This window comes from Chryseobacterium urinae, assembly GCF_030518295.1.
GTDB classification, from domain to species: Bacteria; Bacteroidota; Bacteroidia; order Flavobacteriales; family Weeksellaceae; genus Chryseobacterium; species Chryseobacterium mucoviscidosis.
The window spans coordinates 1-13,953 of record NZ_JAULSJ010000038.1 but is presented as its reverse complement, the minus strand read 5'-3'; the positions used below and the strand labels follow the sequence as shown (position 1 = coordinate 13,953).

Annotated in this window: 15 protein-coding genes; 11 read left to right on the top strand and 4 right to left on the bottom strand. The window is 35.6% G+C overall.

The window, feature by feature from the left end; genetic code table 11:
- The first annotated feature begins 17 nt into the window (after positions 1–17).
- Genes QWT87_RS18290 through ribA form a run of 4 tightly spaced genes read left to right on the top strand, consistent with a single transcriptional unit; the run spans position 18 to position 1,926 of the window.
- Positions 18–224: a twin-arginine translocase TatA/TatE family subunit gene (locus QWT87_RS18290; protein WP_302717874.1), complete on the top strand. Its 207-nt coding sequence runs from the start codon at positions 18–20 to the stop codon at positions 222–224.
- Between the two features lie 17 nt (positions 225–241).
- Positions 242–856, top strand: a complete 615-nt coding sequence (locus QWT87_RS18285; protein WP_087707868.1) for a DUF4254 domain-containing protein — start codon at positions 242–244, stop codon at positions 854–856.
- Entirely contained in the window at positions 853–1,311 is a 459-nt protein-coding gene (locus QWT87_RS18280; RefSeq protein ID WP_302717872.1) for a hypothetical protein, read from the top strand. Before QWT87_RS18285 ends, QWT87_RS18280 begins: the two co-directional genes overlap by 4 nt.
- Before the next feature lie 18 nt (positions 1,312–1,329).
- Complete coding sequence (gene ribA / locus QWT87_RS18275; protein ID WP_076395085.1) at positions 1,330–1,926, top strand: GTP cyclohydrolase II; 597 nt, start codon at positions 1,330–1,332, stop codon at positions 1,924–1,926.
- 68 nt (positions 1,927–1,994) lie between these two features.
- Here ribA and QWT87_RS18270 read toward each other — a convergent pair whose 3' ends face one another.
- The gene (locus QWT87_RS18270) at positions 1,995–2,480 is read right to left on the bottom strand and encodes a hypothetical protein (protein WP_302717870.1); all 486 of its coding nucleotides are present in this window, start codon (positions 2,478–2,480) and stop codon (positions 1,995–1,997) included.
- 145 nt (positions 2,481–2,625) lie between these two features.
- Between QWT87_RS18270 and QWT87_RS18265 the strand changes: the two genes are divergently transcribed.
- The 5 genes from QWT87_RS18265 to QWT87_RS18245 all read left to right on the top strand — a co-directional run bounded on the left by QWT87_RS18265 (position 2,626) and on the right by QWT87_RS18245 (position 7,795).
- Positions 2,626–4,320 (top strand): glycoside hydrolase family 3 protein, encoded by a 1,695-nt coding sequence (locus QWT87_RS18265; RefSeq protein ID WP_302717868.1) that lies wholly within the window; start codon positions 2,626–2,628, stop codon positions 4,318–4,320.
- Between the two features lie 45 nt (positions 4,321–4,365).
- Positions 4,366–5,514 (top strand): N-acetyl-alpha-D-glucosaminyl L-malate synthase BshA, encoded by a 1,149-nt coding sequence (gene bshA / locus QWT87_RS18260; RefSeq protein WP_108409079.1) that lies wholly within the window; start codon positions 4,366–4,368, stop codon positions 5,512–5,514.
- Between the two features lie 277 nt (positions 5,515–5,791).
- Positions 5,792–7,066: a DUF2851 family protein gene (locus tag QWT87_RS18255; protein ID WP_302717866.1), complete on the top strand. Its 1,275-nt coding sequence runs from the start codon at positions 5,792–5,794 to the stop codon at positions 7,064–7,066.
- Positions 7,059–7,280 (top strand): PspC family transcriptional regulator, encoded by a 222-nt coding sequence (locus tag QWT87_RS18250; protein WP_029297636.1) that lies wholly within the window; start codon positions 7,059–7,061, stop codon positions 7,278–7,280. The genes QWT87_RS18255 and QWT87_RS18250 overlap by 8 nt, the downstream gene beginning before the upstream one ends.
- Positions 7,281–7,282: 2 nt before the next feature.
- Positions 7,283–7,795 (top strand): GNAT family N-acetyltransferase, encoded by a 513-nt coding sequence (locus QWT87_RS18245; RefSeq protein WP_302717863.1) that lies wholly within the window; start codon positions 7,283–7,285, stop codon positions 7,793–7,795.
- Between the two features lie 48 nt (positions 7,796–7,843).
- Here the strand turns inward: QWT87_RS18245 and QWT87_RS18240 are convergent, their stop codons facing one another.
- The 3 genes from QWT87_RS18240 to QWT87_RS18230 form a co-directional block, all read right to left on the bottom strand.
- Complete coding sequence (locus tag QWT87_RS18240) at positions 7,844–8,578, bottom strand: SIMPL domain-containing protein (protein ID WP_214588401.1); 735 nt, start codon at positions 8,576–8,578, stop codon at positions 7,844–7,846.
- Positions 8,579–8,677: 99 nt separating this feature from the next.
- Positions 8,678–9,454, bottom strand: coding sequence for a carboxypeptidase-like regulatory domain-containing protein (locus QWT87_RS18235; RefSeq protein WP_302717860.1), 777 nt, complete (start codon positions 9,452–9,454; stop codon positions 8,678–8,680).
- Between the two features lie 4 nt (positions 9,455–9,458).
- A complete protein-coding gene (locus tag QWT87_RS18230; RefSeq protein ID WP_302717858.1) occupies positions 9,459–10,211 on the bottom strand; it encodes a carboxypeptidase-like regulatory domain-containing protein in 753 nt (250 codons plus the stop codon).
- A gap of 180 nt (positions 10,212–10,391) precedes the next feature.
- Between QWT87_RS18230 and QWT87_RS18225 the strand changes: the two genes are divergently transcribed.
- Together QWT87_RS18225 and QWT87_RS18220 are read left to right on the top strand one after the other, a co-directional pair.
- The gene (locus QWT87_RS18225; protein WP_302717856.1) at positions 10,392–13,532 is read left to right on the top strand and encodes a UvrD-helicase domain-containing protein; all 3,141 of its coding nucleotides are present in this window, start codon (positions 10,392–10,394) and stop codon (positions 13,530–13,532) included.
- On the top strand, positions 13,532–13,953 hold a 422-nt coding region (locus tag QWT87_RS18220; RefSeq protein ID WP_302717854.1), incomplete at its 3' end, for a hypothetical protein. The genes QWT87_RS18225 and QWT87_RS18220, both read left to right, overlap by 1 nt.

Sequence of the window (13,953 nt, the reverse complement as noted above, 5' to 3'; positions counted from 1 at the left end):
TTGTAAAAATTTTAGAAATGAATACATTAACAATAATGTCATTATCTTGGCAACACATTTTGATCGTAGCGATCATTCTGCTTTTACTTTTCGGAGGTAAAAAAATTCCTGAACTAATGAGAGGTGTAGGTTCGGGTATCAAAGAATTTAAAGATGCTGTAAAAGAAGAGGACAAACCGGGTTCTGAAAATAAGACAACAAACAACAACTCTTCGAGCAACTAAACAATTCTTCACACTCAATGAATTTTACTGAGACTGCATGGAAAGTCTTCAATCAGGCTATTGAAGACTATCACGTGTCTGATGACGTTAACACTCTAATTAATAACCCGTTCGAAAAGGATACTTTGGAACGGATTTTGTATGCTAAAAACTGGATTGACACCGTTCAATGGCATTTGGAAGATATAATTAGAGATGAAAATATAGATCCCACTGAAGCTCTTCAACTGAAAAGAACTATTGATGCTTCCAATCAGAAAAGAACTGATCTGGTAGAATTCATCGACAGCTGGTTTCTGAAAAAGTTTGAAAATATTACTCCTAAACCTGATGCAAAAATTAATACCGAAACAATCGCATGGGCGGTAGACAGGTTATCAATTCTGGCATTAAAGGTTTATCATATGTCGCAGGAAGCCTATAGAGAATCTGCTTCAGAAGAGCACAGAGCAGCTTGTAAAGCCAAACTGGATGTTCTTCTTACCCAGCATGAAGATCTTTCCACTTCTATAAATCAGTTGCTTACTGATATCGAGAACGGAGATGTTAAGATGAAAGTGTACAAACAAATGAAAATGTACAATGATGAAAGTCTTAACCCAATCCTTTATCAAAAGGGGCAGCAAAAATGAAACGAATAATTTTTTTTGGAGTACTACTAATTATAATATCTTCCTGCGCAACGGAAAAACCCAATTTTTCTCCGTTGTCGAATAGTTTTTATAGCGAAACCAAAGGATCAGATTCTGATAAAGGAGCCAAAAATAACATCGAAGTTAATGTTGGTAACAATGTAAATGCTTCAGAAATATCCAATCTTATTGCTACTTTTCCACAGTTTAAAAACAATGCTTTAAATACCGAAATCACTACTTTAAAGTACAGCCTGCAAAATTATCTTTACGCTATAGATGCAGGAAATCTCCAAGGGAAAAACAGAGCAATAAAAGACTTTGAAAAATCCTATAAAAAAATTCAAAAGCTAAGACAGAATCTTAAAGGGGACGACAATGAGGTTCTCAACAGATATCTGGTAAGATTAAAAACCAACATTTCTGCGATAGAAGATTCTGTAAAAAGAAATTAAAAAACCAATTAGGAATTAATGATTAAAATTCAGGCGGAATCCAACGTTCCTACGGAATATGGCACGTTCCGAATGATCGCACTCTCTGAAAACGAAAACGACTGGATGCCTCATATGGCGATCGTTGCAGAAAATACAGACTTTTCCAAACCTGTAAATGTGCGTTTTCACTCAGAATGTATTACCGGGGAAGTTTTCCATTCCAAAAAATGTGAATGCGGACAGCAATTAGATGCTGCGATGAAATACATCCATGAAAATGGAGGAATTATCATTTACCTTCGTCAGGAAGGAAGAAACATCGGGATCATCAATAAATTAAAAGCATACTCTTTACAGGAAAAAGGTTTTGATACCGTAGAAGCCAATTTAAAACTTGGACTTCCGGCGGATGACAGAAACTTTGGAGTTGCTATTGAAATCCTGAATTTATTGGGGGTAAAAGATATTAATCTTCTTACCAACAATCCTGAAAAAGTAAAATACGTAACCGAAAGCAATATTCATCTTAACTCAAGAGTTCCGTTGCAGATACCGGCAAATGAGATAAGTAAAGGATATTTACAGACAAAGAAAGATTATTTTGGTCATTTACTCGATGACAGCGATAAATAAAAAAGCAAAAGCTCCGAAAGAAATTCCGGAGCTTTTTTGTAATTATAAAAAACTGAAAAGATATATTCTTAATTTGCTTTAACTGTGATTACTTTAGATTCATCTAAGTTGTAATATTTAATTACCGCATTGTAATCACTTGTATCTACTGTAGATGAATTTTTAGCAGGACTAGCCGGAACTAAAACAACTCTGAATGTCTGGTTATTCAGGTAAGTACTCATCTCAGAAGATGTCATCGTTGCTTGGTCAAAGTTCGCTTCTGTGTAAATTTCAAGATTTTGAGAACTGAAAAGTGCATTATAATCTAATTCTCTACCTCCTGAAAGATAATAGGTTTTAGGAATTAATTGCCAAGCATTACTTGCAGCCGGGTCTCTTCTGTATACTAAAACCACATCTGTACTTTCTATGTTAATAGGAACAGTAAAAGAATATCCATTTGAACTTGTAAAACTTCCGGAAACATCTCTCATTTTTGGATATGTATCACCATCACCAACAGTATTATCATTATTATCACAGCTAAATATAAATAAGCTTACAAAAGCCATTATTAAGATTGGAAGAAATTTTTTCATTTTATAAAAGTTTAGTTGTTTATTATTTATAATCCGTATTCAAATCATATACCAAAAATTTCAAAAACTTTGTTTTCATCATTTTTTTAATTGTATTTTTGTTCTTATTCAAAAAATTATGAAGAAGCTTATTTACAGTTCACTTTTCATTTTCATATTCTCAAGCTCAAAAATATCAGCTCAATATCAGCCTAAAAACATTTCCAAAGACGATCTGAAAAAGGCAAACCAATGGGTTGACAAAACCTATAAGAACCTTTCTCAGGACGAAAAACTCGGACAGCTTTTCATTGTAGCACTTTACACCAATAGAGGAGAAAGTGAGATTGAAAAAGTTAGAAATATTGTTGCTAATGATAAGATCGGAGGATTAATTCTGATGCAGGATGATGCAGCAAGAGAAATTACACTGGTAAATGAATTTCAGCAGAAATCTAAAGTTCCTTTAATGATCGGGATGGATGCGGAATGGGGACTGTACCAGAGAATCGCTGCGGCGCACAAATTTCCGTGGGCAATGACTTTAGGAGCTATTCAGGATAAAAGTTTAATTGAAAAAATGTCGGCTAAAATTGCGGAAGACTGTCACCGAATGGGCATCAACTGGGATTTTGCGCCTGTTGTGGATGTAAATACCAATCCCAACAACCCGATTATCGGAAACAGAAGCTTCGGTTCGGAAGTAAGTAATGTGGTGAATTCTGCATCAGCTTACGCAAACGGACTTCAGAATAACAATATTTTAGCAGCGATTAAGCATTTTCCGGGACATGGAGATACAAGTACAGATTCTCATGCGGATCTTCCTTTAATTGCTCACAATTTAGACCGTCTTAACGCTGTTGAATTAGCACCTTACAAAGCTCTTATCAATCAGGGAATCGGCGGTGTTATGGTGGCTCATTTGTATGTTCCTGCATTGGAAACCACCAAAGGAATTCCTGCTTCTGTTTCTAAAAACATCATTACCGGACTGTTGAAAAATAAGCTTGGATATAAAGGGTTAATTATTACCGATGCTCTTAATATGGGCGCTGTTGCGAACAGATACAAACCCGGAGAACTGGATGCAATGGCTTTTAAAGCAGGTAACGATATTATGTTGTTTTCTCAGGGTGTTGCAGAAGGAAAAAAATTAATTCAGAAAGCTATTGAAAGCGGCGAAATTTCACAATCCAGAGTAGAGGAAAGTGTGAAAAAGATCCTTTTAACCAAATACTTTTTAGGACTTGAAAAATATACTCCTAAGAATCCCGAAAACATTAATTCAGACTTAAATAATGATTCTCATAAAACTTTAGTTCAGAATCTCTATTCAAATGCGATCACTTTACTGAAGGATGAAAAAAAGCTGCTTCCGTTAAACGGAAAACAAATCTATTACATCCCGTTGGAAGAAGCTCCTTATCAGACGTTTGTCAATCGATTAGGTTCAAATATTACAATTAAAAAAGCTGATGAAATTGCTACGATTCCTGCAAATTCTACAGTGATTGTCGGTTTCCATAAAGATAATTCCACGGCTTATAAACCTTATAAAATTTCAGACGCTTCAAAGAAAGTGTTATCCGACCTTACGAAAAACCAAAATGTGATTCTTAATGTTTTCGGAAGCGCTTACGCGTTGAAAGATATTGATATTTCAAAGGTTTCAACCGTTCTGGTTTCGTATGAAAACAATGAAGACTCGATGAACGCAACAGCCGATGCATTCAACGGAAAAACAAAAATCCAAGGCAGACTTCCTGTTCTGGTAAATGATACTTTGAAGGCAGGAATGGGAATGGATCTCATTCCAGCAATTGTAAAATAAAAGGTGTAAATTCTAAAATTTACAACATCAAAACTAAAAAAATAAATGAAAATAGGCATACTTTGCTATCCCACCTACGGAGGAAGCGGAATTGTAGCAACAGAACTCGGAATGTCGCTTGCCAACAAAGGCTATGAAGTCCACTTCATCAGCAGCGCACTTCCTGCGAGATTAGATATTACCAATCCGAATATTTTCTTTCACAGGGTAAATGTTCAGACTTATCCACTTTTCCAATATCAGCCTTATGATATTGCGCTGAGCTCGATGATTTACCGAGTGGTGAATCTCTACAAACTGGATCTGCTTCATGCACACTACGCGATTCCTTACGCTTATGCTGCGTTTACAGCCAAACAGATGCTGAAGGAAGACGACAACGATATTCCCTTGGTAACAACGCTTCACGGAACAGACATTACATTGGTAGGACAGCATCCAAGTTACAAACACGCCGTGGAATTTTCCATCAACCAATCGGATGCGATCACTTCGGTGTCGGAAAGTCTGAAAAGAGATACGCTCCAGTTCTTTAAGATTAAAAAAGAAATTCAGGTGATTACAAATTTTATCGATAATTCTGAGTTTGACGAATGCAACGAATGCCAGAGAACACAGTTTGCCAATCCGGACGAAAAAATCCTGATCCATGTATCCAATCTGCGTCCTGTAAAACGTGTGGAAGAAGTATTGCAGATTTTCAAGAATGTCCAGAAAAAGGTAAAATCCAAGCTTATCATCATCGGAGAAGGTCCGGATATGGAAAAAATCAACCAGTTCTTAGAAGAAAATCCGGATCTGATTTCAAAAATCCGTCTTTTGGGTAAAGTAAATGATCTTTACAGGATCCTTCAGCTTTCGGATGTATTCTTACTGCCTTCTGAACAGGAAAGTTTCGGTCTTGCCGCACTGGAAGCAATGGCAGCCAATACTCCGGTCATCAGCTCGAATGCGGGAGGAATTCCGGAAGTAAACATTCAGGGAGAAACAGGTTTTCTTGCCGAGATCGGAAATGTGGAGGCGATGAGCAACTACACCATTAAGTTACTAAGCAACGACGAACTTCTGGCGCAGATGAAAGTCAATGCCAAAGAACAGGCAATAAAATTCGACCTTAAAAATATTCTTCCGATCTACGAAGAAATGTACAGAACGACCATCGAAAATTTCAAAAGCGAGCTTACCAAAGCATAGTTTTATATTGGAAAAATTTGGAACTGGAATTACACCTCACAGGTTTTAAAAACCTGTGAGGTTTATACCATAAAAAAATAGTGGCTGCATTCATCAGGATGCAGCCTTTTTTGTGCAGCCAGTTTTTGAAGATTAATATTTTTCATGCAAACAATTATTTTCCATGAAAGAATTTATAAGTTTTGAATTACTTGTAAAATAATTTCCTCATTTACCTGATTTTTAAACACTTAATATCATTCAAATCATTTTTATTCTATATTTGCAGTAAACACTCATGACCGAAAAACTACTGCAATATCTCTGGAACTATAAAGTGTTCAAGCATTTCGACTTCAAAGATCTTGAAGGCAATTTCGTTGAAATTTTAGACTTTGGAAAATGGAATACAGATTCCGGTCCGGATTTTCTGGCGGCGAAGGTGAAGATCAATGAAATTACTTTTGCAGGAAATATCGAACTTCATGTAAAATCTTCCGACTGGATCTTTCACAACCATTCACACGATCCCAACTATCAGAATATAATTCTTCATGTCGTTTTTCAGAACGATTGTGAAATTGAGGAACTGAAAAACAGAAACATTCCTACCATAGAATTAAAAGATCATATCGACGAAAATATCCTGTGGAAATATGAAAAACTGATCGGCGGAACTCAGTTTATTCCCTGCGAAAATATTTTTGATCCCGGCAAAATTCCGGTTCATTTTCATGAAGAAAATGTTCTGAAAAAACTGGCGGAGAAATCTTTAGAATTTGAGAAGAATTTAGCTCAGTTTAAAAATAATTTTGAAGCCGTTTTGTTTCATTCTTTAGCCTATTCTTTCGGATTAAAGGTGAATGCTTTTATTTTCAGACAAATTGCGGAAAGCATAGATTTTACCGTCATTAATAAGATCCGGCAAAACGAAACCCAGCTGGAAGCTTTATTTTTTGGTGTTTCCGGCTGGCTGGAAAATCCGGAGGATGAAACGATGAAAATCTGGAAGCGGGAATTTGATTTTATCAAGGCAAAATTCAACATTTCCAATCTTAAATTTCACCCTAAATTTCTGAGATTACGACCACCCAATTTCCCTACGCTCCGTTTGTCGCAGTTGGCAAATCTCTATTTCACATATCAGAACTTATTTTCGAAAATCATCCATGTTAAAAATACAGAAGAGCTTTTCGAAATTTTTAAGAATGTAAAAGCTTCCAAATACTGGAACAATCATTATAATTTCGGGAAAATATCATCGGTAAATCAGACCAAAGTTGTATCGCGGGATTTTATTGAATTAATTATTTTAAACACCATTTTGCCTCTAAAATACACCTATCATCAATATCATAACGAAGAAATTGCAGACGAAATTCTGTTTTTTTACAAAAATCTTCCCTCCGAAAAAAATTCAGTTATTGCTGCCTGGAAAAAGCTGGGCATGAAATGTAAAACCGCACTTGAATCGCAAAGCCTGATTTATCATTTTAAAAATTCCTGTGAAGAAAAAAATTGCTTAAATTGCGGTATTGGATTTAAAATTTTAAAAGAATCTTCAAATGCTTGACAATATCCGCCATAAAATGGAAAGAGAATGGTTTGGCGTTCTTACAAGAACGGGCGCAAAACTCGGAATTCCTGTTTCTAAACTGAGAGTATTTTTCATCTACTCTACTTTTGCAACGGCAGGATTTTTCTTTTTAATTTATCTGGGACTGGCATTCACACTTTGGGTAAAGGATATTTTTATCACCAGAAGACCCAATGTTTTTGATTTATAATTATGGAATTTCTGCAGATTACATCAACGGAAGATTACAGGGTTAAGGAGATTTTTGAGGCATACTGCAAAACGTTTCCGGAAGATGAAAGAAGAGACTGGGACAAATTGTCTCCGCTGTTCTCACACCCTAAAGTGAAAATAATTTCTGTGCTTCACGAAGCTAAAAATATAGGCTACCTCATCATCTGGGAACTCAGCCATTTTGCTTTTGTGGAACATTTTGAAGTGTTTGAAGAATTCAGAAGTCAGAAACTGGGATCGCATATCACCAACTATCTTTTTGAAAATTATCCCAGAATTGTTCTGGAAATAGAACACGGGCATTTAACAGAAGATACGAAAAGACGCTATTCTTTTTATCAGAAAAACGGGTTCAGCCTGATTGATGAAATGTACGTTCAGCCAAGTTACGGCGAAGGAAAAAATCCTTTGAATTTATGGCTTCTTGCTAATTATCAGCCCGAAAATCTAAAAGAAGTAAAAGACGAAATCTACGATATCGTTTATCATTAAAATATAAAATCCGAAGTTCAAATGCTTCGGATTTTTTTCAGTTAAAAACTAATTTACCTGATATTCCAGCTTTATGGTAATACTTGCTTCCTTATCTTTTGAAGCGGTATTGAAGGTTCCTCCATAAGAATAATCTTCATTAGAATTCGGAGCCGTGATCTGGATAACGCCCATGGTTGCTTTTTTCAGATTTCCCAGACTGCTTCCTGAATTTTCAGCAATTTTTTCCGCGCGTTCTTTGGCATCTTTTGTGGCAGAAGCAATCATTTCCTGTTTCACCGTAGCTAATTTGGTATAAAAATAATTTGGCGAAGACGATGTAAATTCTATTCCTCTGTTGATGATTTCCGTAATATTTCTCGAAAGATTTTCGATTTTCGCAACTTCTTTGCTTTCAATCGATACAGTCTGCGTAAGGTTGTATCCGGTAAATTCATTCTGAACGTTATTCCCGTTATTATCTGTATAATTTTTGAACTGTTTCTGGATATCAACAGAAGAAAAAACAATCTCATTTTGCTTTACGCCTTTTGATAATAAATAATCGTTGATGGTTTTTCGGTCTAAAGCCAGTTCATCATAAGCCGATTTCAGGTCAAAATTATTCTTAGAAAAACTTCCCGACCACGTAATAAGATCAGAAGTAAATTGCTTGGTTCCCAAACCCGTAACAGAAATGGTATTTTCAGATTTGTTTCTGTTTTTAATGGCATTTCCTAAAAGTCCGAGCCCGATAACGAAACCTAATGCTGCAATGGCAATCGAAAGAATGTTTTTGTTCATAAAAATTTGTGAATTTGTTTGTTACAATAATTTTAATGTCTATTTACTAAACTATTGCATCAATTCTCATTCCAAATTTTAAGATTTCTTTAACATTTATTATGGCATTTTGCTTTCTTTGATTCTTTTAACAAAAACAGGAATTGCGTCGTCCATTCTGGATAAAGCTCCGGTTAAATTTTTGGCTCTTACAAAAGTTCGCGTTTGTGGTTTATTCACAAAAGAAAATTCTATAAACTCTGAAATTCTTTCAGCAGGAATACCTTCTTTTGTAAAATATTCGTCTTCTACCCTGTTTCTTATCCACGCAATGTCTTCCTGAAGATCATCATATCTGTATTGGCGCTTCATCCTTCTTGCATCGCCGCTTACAAGATCATACAATCCCTGAACATTCAGGCTTCCCAAAAGAATCGGAATTAAAACCTGCTTCACTTCCGCCGGTTTTTCGCGCATTTTTCCTACGGGTTGCGGCAATCCTACTGCATCTTCAACAATTTGTCCTTTATCTGTTTTCGCCACCGCTTTCGAATCTTTATCGAGATCTCCGGTAATTTTAGCCACTTGCACTTCTTCAATGTCTTCCGCAATTCTCGTAAGCTTAATATTCAGTTCTTTGTTTAAACCATACATTGCTTTTATGGAAGATCTTTCAAAACCATTTCTTACAAAACGAATTTCGTCATCCGGAGAAGCAATCTCAACAGAAAACGTTCCATCATTGGCAGTATACGTTTTTTTGTCCGCAGAAACATTCATTACCGTAACGGAGGGTAAATTGATGCCATCTTCATCCGTAATCCTTCCCGAAATTTTCTGTTGTGAAAAAACATTCACAAACAGAAAAAGCAGAATAATAATTAACCTGATATTCATAAGATTATTTATTTTGAGGCTGCGGCGATTTGTAGGCTGAAATTCTTCCCAACACTGCATTTTTAAAACGGTTCATATCCGCTTCTGTACAATAGCCGTATTTCAGGATATTTTTCCTTTCAAAACCTGTTCTTAAAATATAGAGAATGAAATGCTGGATCTGTGGTTTAGGAATTTGAAGTTCTTCAAAGAAGGTGTCTCCCAAAGCATTTTGAAGATAATTCATCAGATCTACATCGTCCCATTTGTTTTTAACTTTTCCGAAACTGTAAATTCCTTTGGTTACCGGCTGTACAAATTCTCCCGGTCTGGCTGCCAAAACTCCCGGAGCCGACTTTTGCGACATATATTTTGCCAGATCGTTCTTCAGTTTTTCAACTTTTCTTGGCGGATTTAGATTTTTAGCATCGATCTTAATATCTCCCGTTATGTTTTTTTTAATTTCAACTTCCGCAATCAGTTCTGCCGCTCTTATCATTGTTACATTTACAGGAGCCGTGATGTTTTCCTGGGTAATTTTACGATTTGTACGCTCATAACCCGATTTTACAAAGCGAAGTTCGTCTCCCGCTCTTCCCGAAATCATGAAATGACCATCGCGGTTTGTAAGAACCCTTTCATCTGTCCGGATATTGATTACCGTTGCTTCGGGCATCTCATTATTATCCTCGGAAGTTACTTTCCCGAAAATATAACCCTGAGCATTACAGTTGATGAAAAAAAGAGAAGCTAAGACAAAGAATAGTTTTATTTTCACAGGTTATTTTTTATAAAGCAAAACTAAAGTTATTTTTAAATTAAACTGCAAGTTTAACCACAGTTAACGTGTTTTAGGATTTCTTTTAGAATTTTATTTTTAAAACTGTTAAATAGCAGCAGAAAATTGTTAAAATTTCACTTAAAAATTAGCTAACTTGCACTTTGAATTCCACTAAAAATGCAAAATTCTTATACGGTAATTAATGCTTCGGCAGGTTCCGGGAAAACCTATGCTTTGGTGCAGAGGCTTTTAATGATCTGTCTTCGGTATCCTAATCAGCAGCAGTCGATCAGGAATATTCTTGCGTTGACATTTACCAACAAGGCAGCGAATGAGATGAAGGAAAGAATTCTGACGTGGCTCGGAAATTTTTCCAACGATAATTTTGCAGAAAATCCGGATTTAAAAAATATTCAGAAGGCATTTGAGGAAGAAGGTCTGAAAATAATGATCGATGAACTGCATCACCGCGCAAAAAAAATGCTGGATTATGTGCTTCATAATTATTCTACTCTGAATATCGGAACGATCGACCGTTTTAATTCTCGACTGGTAAGAAGTTTTTCTTATGAACTGGGACTTGCCAAAAATTTCAATCTGGAAATTGAAGCAGAACCTTTTCTGATTGAAGCGGTTGATAAAATGCTCGATCAGATTGGCGAAAACGAAGTGATCTCCAACTCTTTCATGGATTATGTGGATTACAGTCTCGAAAATAATGAAAGAATAAACCTGAATAAAGGTCTTTACGGTTCGGCAAAAGAATTTGTGAAAGATATTCATTACGAACATCTTAAAAACAATAAAGATTTCGACAGCACGAATTACGAGAACATCAAAGATACACTCCGAAAAGAAATTGCCCAAAACAAAAAACAGGCAATTGAACTGGCTACACGATCCATCGAATTATTCAGATCAAGGAATATTGAAATTGAAGATTTTGCACAGGGAAAAAACGGAATCGGAGGCTTTTTTACGAAAGTATTAGACTTTTATCATCAGAAAAGACCGGGATTTCCTTTTCCTACGACTGCGGAAGAATCTGTTGTGAATAACTACCGGAAAGGAGCTTCGGCAAAATCAAAAAACAAGGAAGCTGAAATTCTTGAAATCCTCGATCAGCTTCTTGATTACAGAATGCAGCTTATTCGGCTGTATATTGAAACCCAGAAAAAAGAGAAAATTTTATCCGCGCTTCTGCCTTTAAAGGTAAATAAAGACATTCAGGATGAGCTGAAAAAAATTGAGGAAGAAAACGACCTTGTTTTGCTTTCTAAATTTAATATTTTAATTAACGAAAACCTTCGGAATGAGCCTTCGGCTTTTATTTATGAAAAAGTAGGCTCCCAGTTTCAGCACTATTTTTTTGATGAATTTCAGGATACTTCAGAATTGCAGTGGCAGAATTTCCTTCCTTTGAGAGATCATGCGATTTCATCAGAAAATACTTCTTTTACGTTGGTTGGAGACCCGAAACAGAGTATTTACCGCTTTCGTGGAGGAGAAAGTAAACTGATGCTCGATATTATCAACAAAAAAGAATTTTCTCCCAAACAGGCAGATTTGCTGGTTTTAAAAGACAATTGGCGAAGCGCGAAGAATATTGTTCACTTTAATAATGAACTGTACAAATTTCATTCTGAATCTTTATCGGAAGAGCATAAAAATATTTTCGGAACTGATGCCAAACAAAATCCGAAATCGTCGATCGAAGGTCGTGTAAAAGTAAATCTGATAGAAAATCTTACGAATGAGGATTTTTACAACGATACGTCTGAAAGCATGAGGAAAGATATTCAGGAGATTCTAGATAACGGCTTTAAATTTTCAGACATTACGATTCTATGCCGTGGAAATTTTGATATTTTCAGCTATTCTCAAAAACTGGGAAATCTGAAGGTAAATTACAAAGGTGAGGAAACGAATATTAAAACGATTTCCGATAAAGGTCTTACCTTAGAATTATCCAACACGCTTAAGGCGGTTGTTGAATTCCTGCGATGGGAAAGCAATCCTAAGAATAAGCCGAATCTGATCATGATGATGTATTACCTGAATAAACTGGGAAGAATTCAGATGGCAGATTTCACCCTGGAAATGAAGGAAATTTTAGGAATTGAAATACACGAAGAAACTGTGCATTTTATTCAGGAAAAATACGCTCTGAAGCTTAAGCAGGACAATTTCCCGAGATTCAATCTGTACAACTTTGTTGAATATTACATTAATGAGTTTTCTGTTGAAAATAAAGAGACTGATTTCCTGCTGAACTTTCTCGAAATGCTTTTCAATTTCACACAAAATGCAGGAGCGAGTACGAAAGAATTTCTGAAATATTGGGATGAGGAGGCTTCGGCATATACGATTCAGGCTTCGGAAAATATTGATGCAATTCAGATTATGACGATCCACAAAGCAAAAGGTTTGGAATTCCCGATTGTTTTTATCCCGATGATTAATAAAAACCGTGATGCCGAGTTCACCAATTGGTTTGAAACGAGCAATGACAGTGCTTTAAAGTCTGTGAATATTAATCAGTTCAGTAAAAATCTTGAGGTGTATGATGAGGAAATCCAGTATTTCAACTTACAGAATTCTTATAAAAACTTTGTAGACAGGCTGTGTCTGCAATACGTTGCGACAACGCGGCCTGTAGAGCAATTGTATTTTTATATTCAGAAAGCGAATAAAACGTCTAACAATCTGGAATTGCTGGAGTTTTTACAGTCTAAAAATCCGGAAAATCTGGATGAGTTTGATCTGTATGAAGTGAATCCCGAGATGCTGAAAAAACATTCAAAGGACAAAACCTCCCATTTTGAAACGAAGGATATTCAGAATTTAAAAAACATCAACGAAAAAAATACATCGATTAAGATTGCCACTCCGTCAAAAAATTATCAGGTACGGGTTGAAAAAGTAAGAATCGGGCTTTTTGTCCATGAATTATTATCCCAAATCAATACGGCAAAAGACATCAGAAAAGTTCTGGAATGCTACGTTCTGGATGGTCAGATAACCATTGAGGAAAGCGCAGAAATTGAGAGAAATTTAGAAGAAATTATAAAAAATAACGCTGAATTTTTTGATGAAAAATGGCAGGTTATCAATGAAAAAGATATCATGATTTCCGAAAACGGTGAAAGCAGCGTGTATCGTCCGGACAGAATTTTAAAGAGTTCCGAAGGCTACGTTATTGTAGATTTTAAAACAGGTGAAGAATCTGAAAAAAATGACAGACAGATTGCCCATTATAAAAATATTCTGGAAAAGCTGGGAAGAAAGGTTTTGAAAACGCAGCTTATTTATTTGTAATGATAAATTGGATCAGAAAATATCATGTTTATTTTTGGATTATTCTTATTGCAGGCTTACTGCTTTACGATAATAATGAAAAAAAACTGTATGCAAAGTTATACAAGAAAGAAGGCATCTGTACCTCAGCCATAATAAATGATGTTGAAGGATACGGAAGAGGCACCGGTTATGATTTTAAATACACTTTCAGAATTAAGAATAAAACGTATCATTCTAAAACCGATATCGGAAATCTAAATATTCATCAGGCAGAAAAACTCAAGAACAAAACTTTTATGGTGGTGTTTTTAAAAAGAAATCCACATATTAACAGAGTATATGTAAAGATTCCTGTTCCTGAAAATTTCGGTCAACTGGAATATAAAAATGTTCTTCTCAAAAAGCCCGGAATAGAAAATATACTGGAAGAAATTCCTTC